The following is a 20,424-nucleotide window of genomic DNA, read 5'->3' as shown; positions in this document are numbered from 1 at the left end:
GTGCGGGCGGGGCCGCCGGGCCCGCGGCGGGCGCGGGGGGGGGCCCCCCCCCCCCCGTCCGGGCGTGAGAGCGCCCCCAGCGCGTGCCACCCGTCACACTGGGGGCGCTCTCCGAAGGGGCCGGTGCTTGCCCGGGCACCGGCCCTCGGCCCGGGGCCGGTCGTGGCCTAGGGTCTGGCCGTCGTGACGCCGTCCACGGCACCGGTCAGGCCGATGCCGAAGGCGAGCGGGATGAGTCCGCGTGCAAGATGGCCGAGAATTGAAGCGGAATTGGCGCTTCCCGCAGAGATGTCGTTGTCCACGACGGGGCTCCCTTCACGGTGTGCGGGTGTGCCGAGTCCCAGCGACCGTTATGTACCCTCACCGGCGCGCGACGCACCTCTACGCGTGAGTAAATTCACTCTGCGGGCAAGGAAGTTGACGGCTTCTCAGGGTTTGAGGCCGCGCCCTCTCGGGGTGTGGGGCCGCGCGGCGCCGTGGCGCGGATCCCCTAAGACCGACCGGCGAATGGGGGGTGGGAGAAGGAGCGGGGCTGGGGTGCGTGCATCGCAAGGCGGAGGATCGAGGCATGGCGGAGCCATGGTGAGTGACGACAACGCCGCGAGGTGCGCACCCCAGCCCGGCGACGCCGCCCCCCGTTCGCCGGTCGGTTAAGTCCCGCCCGCTCTCAGGGGATGACGACGACGGGGCGCTGCGCGCGGCGGGCCAGCCGCCCGGCGACCGAGCCGAAGATCCGGCCGACGAGGCCGTGCGTGGAGCCGACGACGATCGCGTCGGCTGAGTATTCCTCGCCGACCTCTTCGAGTTCGTGGCAGATGTCGCCGCCGCGCTCGACCAGGATCCACGGCACCTCGGTGAGGTAGTCCGCGCAGGCCAGTTCGAGGCCGAGCACCTCGGTGCGGTGGTCGGGGACGTCCACGAAGACGGGGGGCTCGCACCCCGCCCAGACCGTGGTCGGGAGGCGGTTGGCGACATGGACGATGATCAGGCCGGAACCGAGGCGCCGGGCCATGCCGATGGCGTAGGCGAGGGCACGCTCGCTGGACATCGAGCCGTCGAAGCCGACGACCACTCCGTGCCGGAAGGCCGGATCACAGGAGGCGTGCGTCTGTTCCGCCGCTCGGAGGCCTGCCAGGGGATCGGCTACCTGCTCGCGGTCTGCGGGTTCTGGGATTTCGTGACCGGCCATGTATGTCTCGGCGAAAGAAGTCCTCTTGAGAAGGAGCAACAAGTGGCGGGGTGGACGGAGCTGTGTCCGGGAATCATCTTCCCAACCCCATACCCCAAAGGGTACGGCGACACTCCTCTCATGCCCAGAGCCCACCGCGTCACACGCGGCGTTCCAGGGAGCATGCACGAGGCGGTGCCGGATCGCAATGCCGGGTGGCCCCTACAGGCTTCCCGGACGGTGCCGCCACACCCCTCGGAGACCCGGGATCACCCCCACGAGTGAGCGGGCGGTCCGGCCCGCCGTTGACCGTCGGCCACGGCGCCGCCCCGGGGAGCCCCGCGTCCCCCGCACCTCCCGGCACCCGGCCCTCAGGAGCGCCACGCGCCACGGGGCACCCGGTCGGCGCGGCGCGGCCGGGGCGAGCGTCCCGGCGCCGGCTCCGGGGGCCCCGCGGCCCCGGGCGCCGGCGCCGCACGGAATACTGGGAGCGGTCCCACGAGCCCGCCACAGGCCGCCACAGGCCCGCGACGGGCCCTCCGGGAGCCCTCCCCGGGCGCCTCGTGGGGCGCGCTCCACCGAGGGGCCGACCGCCGTCGGACGCGACGGCGGTGTACGTAAGGATGTACGGAACGTACGGACCGTCCGGAAGCCGTCACTCGTGGAGGGTTCAACCAGATGGACAGGGGGCGCGGGAGGTCTCACGCGCGTACGAGGGTGGTGCGCCGGGACACTGGGCGCATCGCACAGACGAACCCATCGCTTTTCAGCCAACTTCGCACTTGGGCCCAACCTTTGATGAAATGGCCTGCCAACCCCCTTGCCACCAGGGAAGAAAGGACCGCTACGGCCTTCCGCACCCTACGGGGATGGGCCATGCGCGAGAGGCCCACTTCCACTCTCGGCTCGCGAGTGGAACGCTTCGTGATCGAATGCTTCGCGCCAAGTTGCCTTGTCGACATAGCGCCGGTTGGAGAACTTGTCACGCCGGCACCACGGAACACAGTAGATTCGATCATGAGGATCGACGGCTGGGGACCCGTGCAAAACCGAGGGGAATCGTGCAGGAGCGAAAGGCCCGACAAGAACGGGGAGACGAGAACACCGAGGGGGGCTTAGCGCCATGAGCCAGGACTCCACCGCCGTGCCGGAGTCAGTACGGAAACTTTCCGGGCGTCGACGCCGGGAAGTCGTGGCCGTGCTGCTCTTCAGCGGCGGCCCCATCTTCGAGAGCTCCATTCCGCTCTCGGTGTTCGGAATCGACCGCCAGGACGCCGGGGTTCCCCGCTACCGCCTGCTCGTCTGCGGTGGGGAGGACGGCCCGCTGCGCACCACCGGCGGGCTCGAACTGACCGCGCCGTACGGCCTGGAGGCGATCAGCAGGGCGGGCACCGTGGTGGTGCCGGCATGGCGGTCCATCACATCACCGCCACCACCGGAGGCACTGGACGCGCTGCGCCGTGCCCATGAGGAGGGCGCCAGAATCGTCGGACTGTGCACCGGCGCGTTCGTACTCGCGGCGGCCGGACTGCTGGACGGCCGCCCGGCCACCACGCACTGGATGTACGCGCCGACGCTCGCCAAACGCTATCCGTCCGTCCACGTGGACCCGCGGGAGCTGTTCGTCGACGACGGGGACGTACTGACCTCCGCCGGGACAGCGGCCGGAATCGACCTGTGTCTGCATATCGTCAGGACGGACCACGGCGCGGAGGCAGCGGGGGCCCTGGCCCGCCGGCTGGTCGTACCGCCGCGTCGCAGTGGCGGTCAGGAGCGCTATCTGGACAGGTCTTTACCAGAGGAAATCGGCTCGGATCCGCTCGCGGAGGTCGTGGCCTGGGCGCTGGAACATCTCCACGAGCAGTTCGACGTGGAGACGCTCGCGGCGCGCGCGTACATGAGCCGCCGTACCTTCGACCGGCGGTTCCGGTCGCTCACCGGAAGCGCGCCGCTCCAGTGGCTGATCACCCAGCGGGTGCTCCAGGCACAGCGGCTCCTGGAGACCTCCGACTACTCGGTCGACGAGGTGGCCGGCCGGTGCGGCTTCCGCTCCCCGGTGGCGCTGCGCGGGCACTTCCGGCGACAGCTCGGCTCCTCCCCGGCGGCGTACCGGTCCGCCTACCGGGCCAGGCGCCCGCAGGGCGATCCCATGCCACCGGGAGTCATGGAGTCGATGGTGCCCGCCCAGGCGTCCGCGCACTCCAGACGGGCGGCGGCGGCCTCCAGTGCCCCCGGTCATCCGGCGGCGTCGGCGGCCCTGCCGGACCACGGCAAGCCCGGAGCGGACCTCTACGCGGCAGGTCCGGGCCGTCCGAGTCTGCCCGGCCAGCGGAGCGCCCCGTAGGGTAAGGCGCATGAACGATCGAATGGTGTGGATCGACTGTGAGATGACCGGGCTCTCGCTGGTCGACGACGCACTCATCGAGGTGGCCGCCCTGGTCACCGACTCGGAGCTGAACGTGCTCGGTGAAGGGGTGGACATCGTGATCCGCCCGCCGGACGCGGCGCTGGAGACCATGCCCGAGGTGGTGCGGCAGATGCACACCACCTCGGGACTCCTCGACGAGCTGGCGGGCGGCACCACGCTCGCGGCCGCCGAGGAGCAGGTCCTGGCGTACGTACGCCAGCACGTGAAGGAGCCCGGTAAGGCACCGCTGTGCGGGAACACGGTCGGCACCGACCGCGGCTTCCTGCTCCGCGACATGGCGACGCTGGAGGCCTACCTCCACTACCGCATCGTCGATGTCTCCTCGGTCAAGGAACTGGCCCGCCGCTGGTATCCGCGGGCCTACTTCAACAGCCCGGAGAAGAGCGGCAACCACCGCGCGCTGGCCGACATCCGCGAGTCCATCGCGGAGCTGCGCTACTACCGGGAAGCGGTCTTCGTACCGCAGCCGGGGCCGGACTCGGACACGGCGAAGCAGATCGCCGCGAAGCACGTCCTGCGCGCGGAGTAACCCCCCTCCCAGGGCTCTGAGCCCGCCCCCGCACCCGCCCGCTCGGGGCCCGCCCCGGGCCCGCGCGGGCCCGCTGTCACGGCCACGACAACGCGGGTGCGAGCACCCTCGCGGACCCTGTACACTTTTTCTCGGCCGGTCAGGGAACGACGAAGACCGGTCGTGGTGGGTATAGCTCAGCTGGTAGAGCACCTGGTTGTGGTCCAGGATGTCGCGGGTTCAAGTCCCGTTACTCACCCTTACCGACTAAGGCCGGACCTGCGCAAGCAGGTCCGGCCTTAGTCGTACCCGGGGCTCGGGAACAGTACGGAGCGCCCTCCTGGCCCCTGGCCTCGTTCCGGGTCGGGAGCCCGCGGGAACCGCCCGGCCGATCGCCGGGTTTCCCCGGGCGGGATGAATCCGCGCCGAGTCCAGCCCTGTCCCTTGACACCCCTACGGGGACCCGCGACGCTTCAACACAACACCTGTGGGAGCGCTCCCACCGTACCTGACCCATACATGCCCCGCACGTGGCCCGACCGCGCCGGATCCCCCCTCGCAACGCGGACAGCGGCACGCGGCACGACGCACGCACGCGGTCGGCCGGAGGCCGGCGACGTCGGTGGCACTAGGAGGACGTCATGCGTACACGTACTCGCCCGTCCCGCAGGTTCGCGGCCCTCGCCGTCGTCGCGACCCTGGCCGCGGGCGCGCTGGCCGGCTGCGCCTCGGACGACGCTCCCCCTGACAGCGCTGCCGGTGCCGACAGCGCGAGCAGCGGCGGGGCCGTCGGGGGCAAGGGGAAGACGACGCTCACGGTGGGGGTCTTCGGCGCCTTCGGCCTCCAGGAGGCCGGGCTCTACGACCAGTACATGAAGCAGCACCCCGATGTCGTCATCAAGCAGACCTCCATCGAGCGCAACGAGAACTACTACCCCCAGCTCCTCACCCACCTGGGCTCCGGCAGCGGGCTCGCGGACATCCAGGCCGTCGAGGTCGCCAACATCGCCGAGGTCACCGCCACCCAGAGCGGCAAGCTCGTCGACCTCGGCAAGGCGCCCGGTGTCCGGAAGGACAGCTTCGTGCCGTGGAAGTGGGCGCAGTCCACCACCGGGGAGGGCAGGACCATAGGGCTCGGTACGGACATCGGCCCGGAGGCCATCTGCTACCGCAAGGACCTCTTCGCCCGGGCGGGACTGCCCACGGACCGCGCGGAGGTGGGCAAGCTGTGGGCGGGTGACTGGGGGAAGTATCTGGCGGCCGGGAAGACGTTCAAGGCCAAGGCTCCCCGGGGGACGGCCTTCGTGGACTCGGCGAGCGGCGTGCTGGCCGCCATCACCGGCAGTTCGGCGGAGCGCTACTACGACCGGGACGGCAAGGTCGTCTACAAGACCAACTTGGCGGTGAAGGGTGCCTGGGACGAGGCCGCCGCGTTCGCGAAGGAGGGGCTGACCGCCAAGCTCCAGCAGTTCACGCCCTCCTGGGACCAGGGCTTCGCGAACAGCACCTTCGCCACGGTCTCCTGCCCGCCCTGGATGCTCGGCTACATCCAGGACAAGGCCGGGGCCGCGGGCAAGGACAAGTGGGACGTGGCCGCCGCGCCGAAGCCCGGCAACTGGGGCGGCGCCTTCCTCACCGTGCCCGAGGCGGGCAGGAACAAGGAGGCGGCCGCCAAGCTCGCCGCCTGGCTGACCGCGCCCGAGCAGCAGGCGGTCCTCTTCGAGAAGCGGGGCAGCTTCCCCAGCTCGCAGGCCGCCTACGCGCTGCCCGCGGTCTCCGGCGCCAAGCACCCGTACTTCGGCAACGCGCCGATCGGGCAGATCTTCACCCGGGCCGCCCAGGGCGTCCCGGTGCAGATCCTCGGTCCGAAGGACGGCATCATCGCGCAGAACCTGGCCGATGTCGGCATGCTCCAGGTCGACCAGAAGGGGACCTCGTCGAAGGACGGCTGGAACGCGGCCGTGAAGGCGATCGACAACGCGCTGGACCAGTGACCCATGGCCAGTGACGCACCCGCCGCCGCGCCCTCCGGGGAGGAGGACGCGGCCCCGGCCGCGGCGCCAGGCCGGCGGACCGCCGGCTCCCGGAGCACTGGCCGCCGGAGCCCCGGCTCCCGGAGCCCCGGCCGGCCCGGGGATGAGCGCCTGGAGCGGCGGCGGGAGCGGCGCAGCCGGTGGTACCGCCGCGACGTGCGGTGGAGCCCGTACGCCTTCGTCGCGCCCTTCTTCGTCTTCTTCCTGGCCTTCGGTCTCTTCCCGCTCCTCTACACCGGCTGGGCCTCGCTCCACCGGGTGGAGCTGACCGCGCCCGGCGACATGGAGTGGGTGGGACTGCGGAACTTCTCCCGGCTGGTGAGCGACGAGTTCTTCTGGAACGCGCTGAAGAACACCCTCACCATCGGGGTGCTGTCGACCGTCCCGCAGCTGCTGATCGCGCTGGGCGTCGCCCATCTCCTCAACTACCGGCTGCGCGGCTCGATGTTCTTCCGGGTCGCCGTGCTCACCCCGTACGCCACCTCGGTGGCCGCCGCGACCCTCGTCTTCGTGCTGCTGTTCGGCCGCGACTACGGGATGATCAACTGGGCGCTGGGGATGGCGGGGATCGATCCGGTCGACTGGCAGAACGGCGCGTGGACCTCGCAGCTCGCGGTCTCCACGATCGTCATCTGGCGCTGGACCGGCTACAACGCGCTGATCTATCTGGCGGCGATGCAGTCGATCCCCGACGACCTCTACGAGTCGGCGGCGCTGGACGGGGCCTCGCGCCGGCAGCAGTTCCTCCATGTGACCGTGCCCTCGCTGCGGCCGACGATCCTGTTCACGGTCGTGGTCTCGACGATAGGGGCGACCCAGCTCTTCGGTGAGCCGCTGCTCTACAACGGCGCCGGGGGCGCGAACGGCGGGGCCGATCATCAGTTCCAGACGCTCGGGCTCTACCTGTACGAGCAGGGCTGGGTGAATCTGCACCTCGGCCGGGCCTCGGCGATCGCCTGGACGATGTTCCTGATCCTGCTGGTCGTCGGCGCGGTGAACTGGCTGATCAGCCGCCGTCTGCGCACGAGCTCGCAGGGCCGGTGAGGGAGACACATGTCCACGACGACAGAGTCGCACGCACCGTCGCAGCCACCGTCCCGGTCCGGGCCCCCGGGGGCGGCGCGGCCGGGCCGAGAGGCACGGAAGGCGGCACGGAGGGCGGCGCGGGGAGCGGCCGGGCGCGGCGCCGGGCGGCAACTGCACGGCGGCCGGATCACCTACGCGGTGCTGACCGTGTTCACCGTCGGCTCGCTGTTCCCGCTGGTGTGGACGGCGATCGCGGCGTCCCGCAACAACACCCGGCTCGCGCAGACCCCGCCGCCGTTCTGGTTCGGCGGGAACCTCTTCAGGAATCTGGAGATCGCCTGGACCGACGCCAACATGGGGACGGCCCTGCTCAACACGGCCGTGGTCGCCGGGTCCGTCGCCGCCGGTACGGTGCTCTTCTCGACGCTCGCCGGGTTCGCCTTCGCCAAGCTGCGCTTCCGGTTCAAGAATCTGCTGCTCCTGCTGGTCATCGGCACGATGATGGTGCCGCCGCAGCTCAGCGTCGTGCCCCTGTACATGCTGATCGCCGAGCTGTCCTGGACCGACCGGCTCCAGTCCGTCATCCTGCCCACCCTGGTCAGCGCCTTCGGCGTGTTCTTCATGCGCCAGTACCTGACCGGGGCGCTGCCCACCGAGCTGATCGAGGCGGCCCGGGTCGACGGTGCGGCCAGCTGGCGGGTGGTGTGGCACGTCGTCTTCCCCGCCGCGCGGCCCGCGATGGCCGTCCTGGGGATGCTGACGTTCGTGATGGCCTGGAACGACTTCTTCTGGCCGATCATCGCGCTGACCCAGAACGGCAGCCCCACCGTGCAGGTGGCGCTGACCGGGCTCGGCCGCGGCTACATCCCCGACCAGTCGGTGATCATGGCGGGCGCGCTGCTGGGCACGCTGCCGCTGCTGATCGCCTTCGTGCTGTTCGGCAAGCACATCGTCGGCGGCATCATGCAGGGCGCGGTCAAGGGCTGAGCCCCCTGCCGCCACCGGGCGTCCCGCATCTCACCCCCCACCACCCATCCCTACGGTCACTGGGAGTCGCACCATGTCCGAGACCTTCCCGCCGGGCTTCCTCTGGGGCACCGCCACCGCCGCGTACCAGATCGAGGGCGCGCCGCAGGAGAACGGCCGTACGCCGTCGATCTGGGACGTCTTCAGTCATACGCCCGGCAAGACGGCGAACGGCGACACCGGCGATCTCGCCGTCGACCACTTCCACCGCCGGGCCGAGGACGTCCGGCTGATGGCGGACCTCGGTCTGAACGCGTACCGCTTCTCGGTCTCCTGGCCGCGCGTGCAGCCCACCGGGCGCGGGCCCGCCGTCCAGCGCGGGCTGGACTTCTACCGCGCGCTCGTCGACGATCTGCTCGCCCACGGCATCGAGCCGGTCCTCACGCTCTACCACTGGGACCTCCCGCAGGAGCTGGAGTCGGCGGGCGGCTGGCCGGAGCGCGAGACGGCGTACCGCTTCGCGGAGTACGCGCGGGTCGTCGGCGAGGCGCTCGGCGACCGGGTGGAGCGCTGGACGACCCTCAACGAGCCCTGGTGCAGCGCGTTCCTGGGGTACGGCTCCGGAGTGCACGCGCCGGGCCGTACGGACCCGGTGGCCGCCCTGCGCGCGGCCCACCACCTCAACCTCGGCCACGGTCTGGCCACTCAGGCGCTGCGCGCCGTGCTCCCGGCGCGGGCGCAGATCTCGGTGAGCCTCAACCCCGCCTGCGTACGGGCGCGCACGCAGGCGCCCGAGGACCTGAACGCCCGGCGCCGGATCGACGCCCTCGCCAACCGGATCTTCAGCGGGCCGATGCTCGCGGGCGCGTACCCGGAGGACCTCTTCGCGGACACGGCGCGGCTCACGGACTGGTCGTTCGTCCACGCGGGCGACGCGGCGGTGGCCCGCCAGCCGCTGGACTCGCTGGGCATCAACTACTACCAGCCCGCCGTCGTCTCGGCCGCCAAGGAGGGGGACGCGGAGCGGCACGACGGCCACGGCGGGGGCGACCACTCCCCCTGGCCGGGCGCGGACGACATCGCCTTCCACCTGCCGCCGGGCGAACTGACCGACATGGGCTGGTCGGTGGATCCGACCGGGCTCTACGACCTGCTGCTGCGCTACACGCGGGAGGCGCCGGGGCTACCGCTGTACATCACGGAGAACGGGGCGGCGTACGAGGACAAGCCGGCCTCCGACGGCTCGGTCCACGACCCGGACCGGATCCGCTATCTGCACGGCCACCTGTCGGCGGTACGGCGCGCGATCGGGGACGGGGCCGACGTGCGCGGCTACTTCCTCTGGTCGCTGATGGACAACTTCGAGTGGGCGTACGGGTACGGCCAACGGTTCGGCGCGGTCCACGTGGACTTCGAGACGCAGCGCCGTACGCCGAAGTCGAGCGCGCGGTGGTACGCGAAGGTGGCGGCGACGGGGGAGCTGCCGGAGCCGCCGGTCGGCTGAGGGGGCGGGGGCGGAGGCAGGGCGGGCGCGGGCGCGGGCGGGCGCCCGGGTTCACGCCTCCGCCGCCTCGGAGGTGCGCGCTCCCCGGCGCGGCAGCCGCGGCCAGTTGCCGCGCCCCCGGCCCCGGCCGCGCCCTCGCCCGCGCGGCCGGTGGCCGCGCCGTTCGTCCGGGGAGCGCCAGCCGTCGAGGCCGATCCAGATCCGTATCTCCGTGCCGCCGAGCACCGAGCGGCCGATCCGTACGTCGCCGCCCGTCGACTCCGCGACCCGGCGCACGATGTCGAGGCCAAGACCGGTGGAGCCCTCCCGGGCGCCGCTGTTGCCCCGGGTGAGCGCGGCCTTCGGGTCGGCGATGCCGGGACCGGCGTCCGAGACGAGGACGATCACGGCGTCCTCGCCGTTGTGCACGTCGACCGAGAAGGCCGTGCCCTCCGGGGTGTGGCGGAAGACATTGCCGAGCAACGCGTCGAGGGCGGCGGCCAGTTCGGTCCGTACGACCGGGGCGCGCACCGGCCGGCCGATGCCGGCGACCCGTACCGTACGGTCCTCGTCCTCGGCCAGCGCGGACCAGAAGTCCATCCGCTCCCGGACCACTTCGGCGACGTCGCAGCCACCGGCCGGCCCCGCCGCGACGGTCTGCGGCTTGGCCTCGCGGGCGGTGCGGATGATCGTGTCGACCTCGCGCTCCAGCTGCGCGACCGCCGACCGGGTCTGGTCGGCGGCCGGGCCCTCGCCGAGCGAGGCCGCGTTGAGCCGCAGCACGGTGAGCGGGGTGCGCAGCCGGTGCGAGAGGTCGGCGGCGAGTTCGCGTTCGTTGGCGAGGAGCTGCACGACCTGGTCGGCCATGGAGTTGAACGCGACGGCGGCGGAGTGGAGTTCGGCCGGTCCCTCCTCGGGGACGCGGGCGCCGAGCTTGCCCTCACCGAGGGCGTGCGCGGCGCCCGCGAGCCGCCGCGCGGGCTCGACCATCCGGATGCCGAGCCGGTCGGCGACGGCGACCGAGCCGACGATCAGGGCGGCGCCGACGCCCGCGAGGACCAGCCAGGCGGTGGTGACGCCGTTGGTGACCTCGTCCTGGGGGACGTAGATCTCGACGATCGCGATCCGGCCCGAGCCGAGTGCGGTGGGCTGGAGCAGCACGGAGCCGCCCGCGACCTCGGCGGTGGCGGCGCGCGGGGTGTTCCGTACGGTCTCCAGGTCCTTCCGCTCGGCCCGGCGGGAGCCGATCTCCAGGGCGCCCGCCCGGTCCTCCTCCCCGGCCGGTACGTGGACGGCCATCCGCCCTTCGGCGCCGGCCTGGGTGGAGGCGACGGCGCGTTCCAGTTCGGCGCGGTCGGTGGTGATGGAGAGGGTGGGGCCCATGGCGGCGGCCTGCCGCTCGGCATTGGTGAAGGCGCGGTCCCTGGCCATCTCCTTGATGACGAGGCCGAGGGGTACGGCGAAGGCGACGACGACCATCACGGTGACCGCCAGGGAGACCTTGACCAGGGCCCATCTCATGAGAGCGGCTCCCTGCGGGGCCGCGCGGGACGGCGCCCCGCGGGCGGCTCCAGTTTGACGCCGACGCCGCGCAGCGTGTGGAGATAGCGGGGCCTGGCCGCGGTCTCCCCCAACTTCCGCCGCAGCCAGGACAGATGGACGTCGATGGTCTGGTCGTCGCCGTACGACTGCTGCCACACCTCGGCGAGCAGTTCCTTGCGCGGTACGACGACGCCGGGGCGCCCGGCGAGGAAGGTCAGCAGGTCGAACTCGCGGCGGGTGAGATCGAGCGGTGTGCCGTCCAACTCGGCCTGGCGGCGCAGCGGATCGATGGCGAGCCCGCCGACCCGCAGCACCCCCGGGGACGGCGCCTCGCCGGCGCCCGCGCGGGAGCGGCGCAGCACGGCCGCGATCCTCGCCGAGAGGTGCGCGACGGAGAACGGCTTGATGAGGTAGTCGTCGGCGCCGTCGTTGAGCAGCCGGACGATCTCGGTCTCGTCGTCCCGCGCGGTCGCGATGATCACCGGCACGTCGGTGATGCCGCGCAGCATCTTCAGCGCCTCGGAGCCGTCGAGGTCGGGGAGTCCGAGATCGAGGATGACCACGTCGAACCGGAAATGGGCGACTTCACGCAGCGCTTCCAGGGCCGTGCCGACGCTCCGTACGGTGTGGGAGGCCTCGGTCAAGTGCCTGATGAGGGCGGAGCGTACGAACTGGTCGTCCTCGACCACGAGCACACTGGGCATGGGCGGCACCGTACGCCATCGGGGCGGCGGAGGCGGGCGGGTCAGGATGCTCGGGGCGGTGGACGGTGGTGAGATGGGCGACGGACGGTGGTGACCGGCGGGACAGGGGTGGCGCGGGTGGTGCACTATGGCCCCGATGCGCAGAGGACTCGTACACGCGATCGCCTGGCTGCTCGCCACCGGCGCGGCGGTGACGCTGACGTGGTGGGGCGTGCACACGGTCATGGCCGGGACGGCGTACGACCCGCCCCGCGCGCTTCCGCTGCCGGTGGACGGGGTCCGGGAGCGGGACGTCTCGGCGCTGGACTCCTCGACGCGGCGGCCCCGGAGCCCGTCGCCGGAGCCGTCGGCGTCCTCGGCCGCGCCTTCGGAGCCCGCGGGTGCGGAGGAAGACCGTACGTCACCTGCCGCGCCCGCGCCGACGGAGTCGGTGACCGGCCCCGCGAGGCCGTCCGGGGAGAGCCCGGAGCCGTCCGCGGGCTCCGGTTCGGGCCCGGGTTCGGGCTCGGGCGCCGGCTCCGGCCAGGTGAAGAGCTATGCGGTGGACGGCGGCCGGGTCGTGCTGGAACTGGGCGATACCTCGGCCGAGTTGGTCTCCGCGACGCCGAACGCGGGCTGGCAGGTGCAGGCGTGGACGGAGGAGTACTGGATCCGGGTGACGTTCACGCGGGACGGCCGGGAGGTCTCGGTCTTCTGTACGTGGCACGACAGTGCGCCGAGGGTGGAGTTCGACGACCGCTGACGGGCCCTGTGGTGCGCGCGATTCAGTCCGCGAACGTACCGGCCGGGGGCAGCGGCGACGCCTTCGCGCCCGCGTCCGTGACGACGGCCGCGCCACCGGTGAAGTCGGCGAGCGCGCGCCCGTGTTCGACGCGGCCGGGATGAGGATCGCTCGCGACCCGGCGGGTCAGCTCGGCCACGGGCAGCGCCCGGTCCGCGGCCAGCAGGACGGCGTTGCCGAAGCGCCGGCCGCGCAGCACGGCCGGGTCGGCGGCGAGCGCCAGCCGCTCGAACGCGCCCGCGGCGGTGGCGATCTGGCCCCGGAGGTGGCCGAGCGGCGGACCGTCCGCGATGTTGGCGGCGTACCAGCCGCCCGGCTTCAGGGCCCGCCGTACGTCGGCCAGGAACTCGGCGCTGGTGAGATGGGCGGGGGTGCGGGTGCCGCCGAACACGTCGGCGATCACCAGATCCGCCCAGCCGTCGGGCACCTTGGCGAGCGCGGCGCGGGCGTCGGCGGAGCGGACGCGGATCCGCGCGGCGGGGTCCAGCGGCAGGTGCTTCCGTACGAACTGGACGAGGGCCGCGTCCACTTCGGCGATCTGCTGGGTGGAGCGGGGCCGGGTGGCGGCGGTGTAGCGCGCGAGGGTGAAAGCGCCGCCGCCGAGGTGCACGACCTGCAGGGGCCGCTGGGCGGGGGCGACGAGGTCGATGGCGTGGCCGAGCCTGCGCTGGTACGCGAAGGAGAGGTACGCGGGGTCGTCGAGGTCGACGTGGGACTGCGGGGCGCCGTCGATCAGCAGCGTCCAGGCGCGGGCGCGCTCGCGGTCGGGGGTCAGCTCGGCGACACCGGCGTCGACGTTCTCGACGACGGCCTCCGCCCGGTCCCGCCTGCTGCGTGCCACACCCTCATTATCGGGGAGGCGCGGGCGGCGCGGAGAACCGGGCCGGTGCGGGGGCCACGGCCGGTGCGGGTGCCGGGGCCACGGCCGGTGCGGGTGCCGGTGCGGGTGCCGGGGTCGGTGCCGGTGCCGGATGGCGCGCCGTCGGTCAGTGGCACCGGTCGGCGGCCTCGATCAGCCGTGCCGCCTCCCCCAGCGCCGCCCGGAGCACCACCGGATCCGTGACCGGCCCCGTCGCGTCGGGCGGCAGCAGCCAGCCCGAGCCGGTGACCGGCGGCTCCGAGGGGACGCGTCTGCCCCGGCCGAGCGTCTGCGTACAGGAGCTGCCCGGCAGGTCCCAGCCGGCCGCCGTGCCGGGCGGCACGAGGAAGCCGAGGGTGTCGCAGGAGCCGTCGTGCAGCACGGGACCGACCGCCGGGACGGCCCCGGCGGGCGCCGCGCCGCGGCGCAGGATGTCCACCGCCTCCAGCCCCTGCCGCGCCGGGACGGTCACCAGGTCGGGCGCTTCGCCGACGTCGTAGGGGCGCGCGCTGGACTCCTGGTGATGTGCGTGCTGAGCCGTCGTGCGTGAGCCACGGCTGGTCTCCATACCGACCTCCCACTCCAACTCCGACAAGGCGGGTCCTCCCCGTCGAAAGCAGACACGTTGAGCGTCTCCGTCAGGTTCAACGCGGGGCGGCGTCAACGGCTACGGCGAAACGCCGCCGCAAAGGATGGCAGTTCATGGCGGATCGTGGGCGAGAAATCCGATTTGTAGCCAAACCCTGCGTATAAGCACCGTCACGGACGGTACGTTCTTGCTGCGCCGGGGTGACCGGCCGTGAACCGGCGGAGGGTGGGCCTGTCCTGTCCGTCCATCGGCCGTACCAGGAGAGGGCTCGGCCATGACGTCGTCTCGGGCAGTTCCCAACCTCGCCTTCCGCCGGCTGCGCGGACAGCGCTCGCCGGGGGAGTTCGCCGCCGCCGTGCGCAGGGCCGCGCGGGAGATCGGTGAACACGTGGCGTGCGACGCACGTTATATCGGTCGGGTGGAGGCCGGCGAGATCCGCTGCCCCAACTACGCGTACGAACGGGTGTTCCTGCACATGTTCCCCGGGCTGACCCTGCGTGACCTGGGCTTCTCGGCCCGCGAGGACGTACGCGGCAGAGCGGCGCGGGTCACGTCCCAGCGCCGCCCCCCGTCCGGTCCCGGAGCCCCCCTCACCCCACCGCCGAGACCCCCGGCCGGGCCGGCACCGAAGAACCACCCCAGCGACACCAGCGAGGAGAGCGACGTGCTGCGTCGCGCATTCATCATGAGCGGCCCCGCCTCCGCGATGGCCGCCTCCCTCGGGCCCGGCGGTACCGCCGCCGCCTCCGTGCCGGCCCCCCGGCGGGTCGGCGAGGCCGAGGTGCACGCCGTCGAGGAGGCCGTACGGCGGATCCGGCTGCTCGACGACCGGCACGGCGCCGACGGGCTCTACCGGAGCGCCGCCCAGCCGCTGCGGGCCGCGTACACCCTGCTCGACGCGGGCACGACGACCCGGCGGGCGACCGCCGACCGGCTCTACTCGGGCGCGGGCGAGCTGTCGATCTCGGTGGGCTGGCTCGCCCATGACTCCGGCCGCTTCGACGAGGCGCGCTCGCACTACGCGGAGGCGCTGGCCACGGCGCGGATCGCGGGCGACCCCGCCCTGGAGGCGCACGCCTTCTGCAACACCTCGTTCCTGGCCAGGGACGCGGGCCAGTACCGGGAGGCCGTACGCGCCGCCCAGGCGGGCCGGCGGGCGGCGGCCAAACTCTCCTCGCACCGGCTGCTGTCGCTGCTCGCGCTGCGGGAGGCGGGCGGCCGGGCGTGGCTCGGCGACCGTACGGGGTGCGCGCAGGCGCTGTCCCAGGCCCACGGCTACTTCGAGCGCGGGCCCTCGGACGCCGACCCCGAGTGGATGTCGTTCTTCGGCGAGCCCGAGCTGGAGGCGCAGGAGGCGTTGTGCCACGCGGCGTTGGGCGACTGGGCGCGGGCCGCGCGCCACGCGTACCGCGCGACGGTCCTCCAGCAGCCGCACTTCGCGCGCAACCTCGCCCTCTACCGCGCGGAACTCGCCACCGACCTGGCGCGCGCGGGGGCGCCGGACGAGGCGGCGGCCGCCGGGCACCAAGTGCTCGACCTGCTGGACGACATCCAGTCGTCCCGTATCCAGACGAAGCTCGCCGCGGCGGCGCGGGTGCTGCTGCCGCAGCGGCGGCTGCCGGAGGTGGGCGCGTTCCTGGACCGCCACGCGTCGGTGAACGCCCGCGGGTGACGGAACGCCGAGGGGTGACGGAACGTCAGGAGCGGCGGGCTCAGGCCACCAGGTGCCCGGTGTCGTTCCAGACCTGGATGGCCGGCATGTCGTACGCCCAGCTCAGCACCGAGATCGACGTCGGGTCGAGCCGGATGTGGGCCGCGAACGCGATGTCCTCGCCGAGCCAGCGCGCCCCGATGGCGCGCAGGATGTGGCCGTGCGCGAAGACCAGGACGTCGCGGTCCGCGGAGCGCGCCCAGTCGACGACCTCGTCGGCGCGGGCCGCGACCTGCGCCAGGCTCTCGCCGTCCGGCACGCCGTCCCGCCAGATCAGCCACCCCGGGCGGCCCGCCTTGATCTGCGCCGGGGTCATCCCCTCGTACGCGCCGTAGTCGAACTCCATCAGCGCGTCCCAGGCCTCGGCGCGCCCCCCGAACCCGGCCAGCTCGCAGGTCTCGCTCGCGCGGGCCAGCGGGCTGGTGCGTATCTCCGCGCCGGCCAGCCCCGACCAGGGTTCGCGGTGCAGTCGCTCGCCGAGCAGCTTGGCACCGCGGCGGCCCTCTTCGAGCAGGGGGACATCCGTCCGGCCCGTGTGTTGTCCGGACAGCGACCAGGCGGTCTGGCCGTGCCGGGCGAGCAGGATGCGCGGTGCCATGAAGATGCTCCCTGAAGTTCCCATTGATGCCGTTCCATCATCGCGCACCTGAACGAACAGCGACTTCCAGGGGGCAACCTCCTGACGCGTACCAACGTCCCTCACTACGTCGAAGGTGATGTTGTCGAACGCGGATTCCTGGGTACACCCGGCCGAAGACGTCGATCGCGTACACCGTACGGTTGAACGTCGGCCGAAAGCTGCATGAAAACGTGATGGAGACCGCCCGGATGTCGTACCGCGCCAGCGCCAGCGCCGCCCGCGCCGGGGGGAGAACGACGCACCCCCCGCGACTCCGGCCCCGCTGGTGGACCGAGCTGGCGCTCCTCGTCGTGGTGTACGCCGCTTACTCGGCGGGCCGGCTGCTGGCACGCGGGGACGTGTCGACCGCGGTCGGCCACGGGCTGGCGATCCTCCGCGTGGAGAAGGCGCTGTTCCTCAACGCCGAGCATCCCCTCAACCGGCTCTTCACCAGCACTCCGGCGATCGGGATACCCGCCGACTTCATCTACGCCTCGCTGCACTACCTGGTGACACCGGCGGTCCTCGTCTGGCTCTTCCGCCGCCGTCCCGCCCGCTACCGGGCGGCCCGCACCTGGCTGATGATCTCCACCCTCCTCGGCCTGGTCGGCTTCACGCTCGTGCCCACCTGCCCGCCCCGGCTGCTGGACGCGGGGCACGGCTTCGTCGACACCATGGCGCAGTACAGCTCGTACGGCTGGTGGGGTACGGAGGCCAGCGCGCCGCGCGGGCTGGGCGGGATGACGAACCAGTACGCGGCGATGCCGAGCCTCCACGTGGGGTGGGCGGTGTGGTGCGGGGTGCTGCTGTGGAAGCACGCGCGCACCCCGCTGGTGCGGTGGCTGGGCGTCGTCTATCCGCTGGTCATCACCGTGGTGGTGATGGGCACGGCGAACCACTACTTCCTGGACGCGGTCGCGGGCGCCGCGGTGATGGGCGCGGGCGCGCTGCTGACGCGCCCCGCGACGCGCGCGCTGGAGCGCGTACGGACCATGGGCGCGCTCCGGCCGGCCGGGACGGAGCCGGCCGACGGGCCGTCACGGACACCCCTCACGGCCCGGGCCGCTCCCCCGGCACACGCGGCCGACCCGGCCCGTCCGGCCCGCTCGGCCCCGATTGTCAGCGGTGGATGCGAGACTTCGGCGGGTGAGCGATTCCCTGGGCAGCGGACCCGCAGCAGCACCAGCACCTCCTCCGCAGACGACACTCCGGCGACGGCTCGCTGAGCTGCGCGGCCCCACCGTCGCGCCGCACCCGCTCGACGCCCGCGCGCTGGCCGCCCTCGCGGCCAACCCCGGCTGCCGGCGCCGCGCGCTGCTCGACGGCGCGGGCGTCGACAAGGCCGCGCTGGCGACGGCGCTCGGCTCGCCGGGTCCGTTCGGACAGTCGCAGTTCGCGTTCATGCGCGGCAACGCCTTCGAGGCCAAGGTGAAGGCCGACGGGGGTACGGAGCTGATGCGGCTGGTCGCCGAGCGGCTCGGCGGCGCCGCGCCACCGCCCGTCCCGGGCGAGGTCCTCGTGCCCGACCTGTCGGCGGCCGGTCCCGAGGGCCGGGTGGCCCGTACGGCGCTGGCGCTGCGCGAGGCCACGGAGGCGGGCGCGTGGGCGCTGCTGGACCATCCGCTGCTGGCCCTGGAGGTCGCGGGGTCACCTGCGTATCTGGAGCCGGACGCGGTGGTGGTGCGGCCGGACGGCCTGTGGACGGTCGTGGAGATCAAGTCCTTCCCGATGATCGACGGTTCGGCGGACGCGGCGAAGGTGGGCGCGGCGGCCCGGCAGTCGGCGGTGTACGCGCTCGCGCTGGAGCGGGTCGCCCTGCGCACCGAGGGCGCGGAGGTGGGCCACCGGGTGCTGCTGGTCTGCCCCAAGGACTTCTCCAACCTGCCGACGGCGTCCGTGGTCGACGTGCGCAAGCAGCTCTCGGTGACGCGCCGGCAGCTCACGCGGCTCACCAGGATCGAGGAGATCGCGGCGGCGCTCCCCGAGGGCACCACCTTCGATGTGGAGCGCTGCTCGGGCGCGGAGCTGACGAGCGCCGTCGAAGCGGTCTCCGCGGCGTACGCCCCCGAGTGCCTGGCCGCCTGCGAACTGGCCTTCCACTGCCGCTCGGCGGCGCGCGCGGACGGCGCGGTGGAGGCGCTGGGCCGTGGCGTACGGGGCGAGCTGGGCGGGCTGACGACAATCCCGGCGGTGCTGGCCGCCGCCCGCGGTGAGGCGGGCGACCCGGCGGACCCGACGGTGGCGACGCTCCGGCGGGCGGCGGCGCTGCGGGCCGAGGCCCTGGCGGCGGCGCGGCGCCCCGCCGCCGGGGATGCCGGGGACGCCGCCGAGGGTGCCCGGGAGGCGGTCCCGTGTCGCTGATCGGTACGCTCGCCCGGCTGGAGGCCATGGAGAGCGGGCGGGCCCAGCCACTGACGACGGTCCGGCACCGCCGGATCTCCGACCGGCCGCTCGTGCTGGTCCCGCTGACGACAGCGGGCGAGGCGGGCGCTCCGCTCGGCGCGCTCGTCGGGACGGACCGGGACGCGCCCCGGCTGCTGACCGTCGCGCAGCCGCGCGACCGCGATCTGCGGTTCGCGTTCCTCGGCGAGCTGGCCGAGGCGGTCCTGCCGCATCTGGACGCGTACGCCGATGTGATCGAGCCCGCCGAGCGGAACGAGACCGACCCGGAGACGGGGAAGCGGGTCAAGGTCGAGGTCGAACTGTGCGCGGACGCGCCGCAGCTGATCGTGCCGAACCGGCCGGGCGTCGACTTCGTCCGGCTGCTGGGCCGGTCGATGCGGTTCCGGCGGACGGCGGAGGACGACCCGGACGCGCCGTACCCCGCGCCGCCGCGCGTGCCGCTGCTCGGCCGCTGGCTGACGCACTACGGCGAGCGCGCCCGGGTGCCGGGCTCCTCGCTGCTGCTCGCGGTGACGGATCTGCTGAACCGCCACTGGGCGACGGGCCAGTCCCATCTGGAGGACCAGCACCTGGGCGCGCTGCTGGCCTGGCTCGACCCGCCGGACGGGATCCCGGGCGCGGAGGCGGCGCTCCGGGCGGAGCTGGGGCGGGACGGGGAGGGGCAGTTGGTGTGCCCGCCGGCCGGTCCGGCGACGGATCCGGCGTTCGACAACCGGCTGCTGGCGCCCGCGATCGAGGCGTACGACCGGGCGCGCGGCGCGCTCGCGGCGGCGGAGGACGGGCCGGGCGCGGAGGAGCAGCTGGCCCGGCTGACCGCGGCCGAGCGGCGGATCCGCGAGCTGCTGGAGTCGGTCATGCGGCCCACGTGGGACGCGGTCTGGCACGGTCTGGACCTGCTGAGCGCGCTGCCGGAGGGCGAGCGCGTCGACGGCCGCTGGACGCGCGACCGCTGGTCCTTCACCGGCCACCGCGACCGGGTGCGCGCCGGGGAGCCCCCGCAGCCCCGCAGGGACGACGCGGTGACGGCGGCGCAGAAGCTCGCCACGCGGGAGACGGCGCAGGGGCAGTTGGAGGCACAGGAGGCGCTGGACGACCCGCTGGTGCTGGCGGGGCGCCGACTGGCCGGGGAGGCGTTCCTCGGGGAGGTGACGGAGGTGGAGATGGCGTACAGCGAGAGCAAGCGGCCGAGCCCGCGCCCCCTGGTCACGCTCCGCACCGACGACCGCCCGCAGCTCGGCGCGGGGGTGAAGGTGTTCCGCTCGCTGGACGGCAGACCGCAGACGGCGGAGTTCGTACGGTACGAGGCGGCCGGCCCGGCGCGGGAGGAGGGCGGCCTGCTGGTGGTGCGGCTGACCGACCGCATGGGCAGGAGCAAGGAGCCCGCGCCGGGATCCGTACCGGAGAAGGGCGACCGGATCACCTGGACGCTCTTCGAGCACGACCAGCGGGGCGGCCCGAAGCTGCCCGATCCGGAGCAGACGCCGTGGACCCACGGCGGCCCGCCGGCCGGCCCGGAGGGGACGCTCGACGGGGCCGTGCCCGGACCGGCGCCGGACCCGGTGACCGAGGAGGACTTCCTGTGAGACCGCCCCGGCCGCACCGCC

Annotated in this window: 18 protein-coding genes and 1 tRNA gene; 12 read left to right on the top strand and 7 right to left on the bottom strand. The window is 73.3% G+C overall.

Annotated elements, in window-relative coordinates; genetic code table 11:
• Positions 1 to 167: 167 nt before the first annotated feature.
• Complete coding sequence (locus tag AB0P17_RS21365) at positions 168 to 302, bottom strand: hypothetical protein (RefSeq protein WP_365813162.1); 135 nt, start codon at positions 300 to 302, stop codon at positions 168 to 170.
• 365 nt (positions 303 to 667) lie between these two features.
• Positions 668 to 1,189, bottom strand: coding sequence for a universal stress protein (locus AB0P17_RS21360; protein ID WP_365813160.1), 522 nt, complete (start codon positions 1,187 to 1,189; stop codon positions 668 to 670).
• A 1,102-nt stretch (positions 1,190 to 2,291) separates the two neighbouring features.
• Between AB0P17_RS21360 and AB0P17_RS21355 the strand changes: the two genes are divergently transcribed.
• The 7 genes from AB0P17_RS21355 to AB0P17_RS21325 all read left to right on the top strand — a co-directional run bounded on the left by AB0P17_RS21355 (position 2,292) and on the right by AB0P17_RS21325 (position 9,633).
• Complete coding sequence (locus tag AB0P17_RS21355) at positions 2,292 to 3,512, top strand: helix-turn-helix domain-containing protein (protein ID WP_365813158.1); 1,221 nt, start codon at positions 2,292 to 2,294, stop codon at positions 3,510 to 3,512.
• A gap of 10 nt (positions 3,513 to 3,522) precedes the next feature.
• The gene (gene orn / locus AB0P17_RS21350; protein ID WP_365813156.1) at positions 3,523 to 4,125 is read left to right on the top strand and encodes an oligoribonuclease; all 603 of its coding nucleotides are present in this window, start codon (positions 3,523 to 3,525) and stop codon (positions 4,123 to 4,125) included.
• Between the two features lie 165 nt (positions 4,126 to 4,290).
• A tRNA-His gene (locus AB0P17_RS21345) sits at positions 4,291 to 4,363 on the top strand.
• A gap of 382 nt (positions 4,364 to 4,745) precedes the next feature.
• Positions 4,746 to 6,098: an ABC transporter substrate-binding protein gene (locus AB0P17_RS21340; protein WP_365813154.1), complete on the top strand. Its 1,353-nt coding sequence runs from the start codon at positions 4,746 to 4,748 to the stop codon at positions 6,096 to 6,098.
• Between the two features lie 3 nt (positions 6,099 to 6,101).
• Entirely contained in the window at positions 6,102 to 7,181 is a 1,080-nt protein-coding gene (locus AB0P17_RS21335; protein WP_365813153.1) for a sugar ABC transporter permease, read from the top strand.
• A 9-nt stretch (positions 7,182 to 7,190) separates the two neighbouring features.
• Entirely contained in the window at positions 7,191 to 8,150 is a 960-nt protein-coding gene (locus AB0P17_RS21330) for a carbohydrate ABC transporter permease (RefSeq protein WP_365813151.1), read from the top strand.
• 73 nt (positions 8,151 to 8,223) lie between these two features.
• The gene (locus AB0P17_RS21325; protein WP_365813149.1) at positions 8,224 to 9,633 is read left to right on the top strand and encodes a GH1 family beta-glucosidase; all 1,410 of its coding nucleotides are present in this window, start codon (positions 8,224 to 8,226) and stop codon (positions 9,631 to 9,633) included.
• A gap of 51 nt (positions 9,634 to 9,684) precedes the next feature.
• On the opposite strand, the gene AB0P17_RS21320 is transcribed toward AB0P17_RS21325, so the two are convergent.
• Entirely contained in the window at positions 9,685 to 11,133 is a 1,449-nt protein-coding gene (locus AB0P17_RS21320; protein WP_365813148.1) for a HAMP domain-containing sensor histidine kinase, read from the bottom strand.
• Complete coding sequence (locus AB0P17_RS21315; RefSeq protein ID WP_365813146.1) at positions 11,130 to 11,858, bottom strand: response regulator transcription factor; 729 nt, start codon at positions 11,856 to 11,858, stop codon at positions 11,130 to 11,132. Before AB0P17_RS21315 ends, AB0P17_RS21320 begins: the two co-directional genes overlap by 4 nt.
• A 127-nt stretch (positions 11,859 to 11,985) precedes the next feature.
• Between AB0P17_RS21315 and AB0P17_RS21310 the strand changes: the two genes are divergently transcribed.
• Positions 11,986 to 12,600, top strand: a complete 615-nt coding sequence (locus tag AB0P17_RS21310; RefSeq protein ID WP_365813144.1) for a hypothetical protein — start codon at positions 11,986 to 11,988, stop codon at positions 12,598 to 12,600.
• 22 nt (positions 12,601 to 12,622) lie between these two features.
• Here the strand turns inward: AB0P17_RS21310 and AB0P17_RS21305 are convergent, their stop codons facing one another.
• Positions 12,623 to 13,480 (bottom strand): fused MFS/spermidine synthase, encoded by an 858-nt coding sequence (locus AB0P17_RS21305; protein ID WP_365813142.1) that lies wholly within the window; start codon positions 13,478 to 13,480, stop codon positions 12,623 to 12,625.
• A gap of 145 nt (positions 13,481 to 13,625) precedes the next feature.
• Positions 13,626 to 14,066, bottom strand: a complete 441-nt coding sequence (locus tag AB0P17_RS21300) for a hypothetical protein (RefSeq protein ID WP_365813140.1) — start codon at positions 14,064 to 14,066, stop codon at positions 13,626 to 13,628.
• 295 nt (positions 14,067 to 14,361) lie between these two features.
• Between AB0P17_RS21300 and AB0P17_RS21295 the strand changes: the two genes are divergently transcribed.
• Positions 14,362 to 15,759, top strand: a complete 1,398-nt coding sequence (locus AB0P17_RS21295) for a tetratricopeptide repeat protein (RefSeq protein WP_365813139.1) — start codon at positions 14,362 to 14,364, stop codon at positions 15,757 to 15,759.
• Between the two features lie 40 nt (positions 15,760 to 15,799).
• Here the strand turns inward: AB0P17_RS21295 and AB0P17_RS21290 are convergent, their stop codons facing one another.
• A complete protein-coding gene (locus AB0P17_RS21290; protein ID WP_365813137.1) occupies positions 15,800 to 16,396 on the bottom strand; it encodes a histidine phosphatase family protein in 597 nt (198 codons plus the stop codon).
• Between the two features lie 212 nt (positions 16,397 to 16,608).
• Between AB0P17_RS21290 and AB0P17_RS21285 the strand changes: the two genes are divergently transcribed.
• Genes AB0P17_RS21285 through AB0P17_RS21275 form a run of 3 tightly spaced genes read left to right on the top strand, consistent with a single transcriptional unit; the run spans position 16,609 to position 20,403 of the window.
• Positions 16,609 to 17,643: a phosphatase PAP2 family protein gene (locus AB0P17_RS21285; RefSeq protein WP_365813135.1), complete on the top strand. Its 1,035-nt coding sequence runs from the start codon at positions 16,609 to 16,611 to the stop codon at positions 17,641 to 17,643.
• Entirely contained in the window at positions 17,564 to 18,778 is a 1,215-nt protein-coding gene (locus tag AB0P17_RS21280; protein WP_365813133.1) for a hypothetical protein, read from the top strand. Before AB0P17_RS21285 ends, AB0P17_RS21280 begins: the two co-directional genes overlap by 80 nt.
• Positions 18,769 to 20,403: a hypothetical protein gene (locus AB0P17_RS21275; protein ID WP_365813131.1), complete on the top strand. Its 1,635-nt coding sequence runs from the start codon at positions 18,769 to 18,771 to the stop codon at positions 20,401 to 20,403. Before AB0P17_RS21280 ends, AB0P17_RS21275 begins: the two co-directional genes overlap by 10 nt.
• Positions 20,404 to 20,424: the final 21 nt, after the last annotated feature.

Source organism: Streptomyces sp. NPDC088124, from assembly GCF_040685895.1.
In the GTDB taxonomy this organism is placed as follows: domain Bacteria; phylum Actinomycetota; class Actinomycetes; order Streptomycetales; family Streptomycetaceae; genus Streptomyces.
This window is presented reverse-complemented; position numbering and strand designations above follow the sequence as displayed.

What these genes read in the sequence shown, in the direction of transcription:
- AB0P17_RS21360 (WP_365813160.1), bottom strand. Translation starts at nt 1,189, where the DNA reads ATGGCCGGTCACGAAATCCCAGAACCCGCAGACCGCGAGCAGGTAGCC.
- AB0P17_RS21355 (WP_365813158.1), top strand. Translation starts at nt 2,292, where the DNA reads ATGAGCCAGGACTCCACCGCCGTGCCGGAGTCAGTACGGAAACTTTCC.
- orn (WP_365813156.1), top strand. Translation starts at nt 3,523, where the DNA reads ATGAACGATCGAATGGTGTGGATCGACTGTGAGATGACCGGGCTCTCG.
- AB0P17_RS21340 (WP_365813154.1), top strand. Translation starts at nt 4,746, where the DNA reads ATGCGTACACGTACTCGCCCGTCCCGCAGGTTCGCGGCCCTCGCCGTC.
- AB0P17_RS21335 (WP_365813153.1), top strand. Translation starts at nt 6,102, where the DNA reads ATGGCCAGTGACGCACCCGCCGCCGCGCCCTCCGGGGAGGAGGACGCG.
- AB0P17_RS21330 (WP_365813151.1), top strand. Translation starts at nt 7,191, where the DNA reads ATGTCCACGACGACAGAGTCGCACGCACCGTCGCAGCCACCGTCCCGG.
- AB0P17_RS21325 (WP_365813149.1), top strand. Translation starts at nt 8,224, where the DNA reads ATGTCCGAGACCTTCCCGCCGGGCTTCCTCTGGGGCACCGCCACCGCC.
- AB0P17_RS21320 (WP_365813148.1), bottom strand. Translation starts at nt 11,133, where the DNA reads ATGAGATGGGCCCTGGTCAAGGTCTCCCTGGCGGTCACCGTGATGGTC.
- AB0P17_RS21315 (WP_365813146.1), bottom strand. Translation starts at nt 11,858, where the DNA reads ATGCCCAGTGTGCTCGTGGTCGAGGACGACCAGTTCGTACGCTCCGCC.
- AB0P17_RS21310 (WP_365813144.1), top strand. Translation starts at nt 11,986, where the DNA reads ATGGCCCCGATGCGCAGAGGACTCGTACACGCGATCGCCTGGCTGCTC.
- AB0P17_RS21300 (WP_365813140.1), bottom strand. Translation starts at nt 14,066, where the DNA reads ATGGAGACCAGCCGTGGCTCACGCACGACGGCTCAGCACGCACATCAC.
- AB0P17_RS21295 (WP_365813139.1), top strand. Translation starts at nt 14,362, where the DNA reads ATGACGTCGTCTCGGGCAGTTCCCAACCTCGCCTTCCGCCGGCTGCGC.
- AB0P17_RS21290 (WP_365813137.1), bottom strand. Translation starts at nt 16,396, where the DNA reads ATGGCACCGCGCATCCTGCTCGCCCGGCACGGCCAGACCGCCTGGTCG.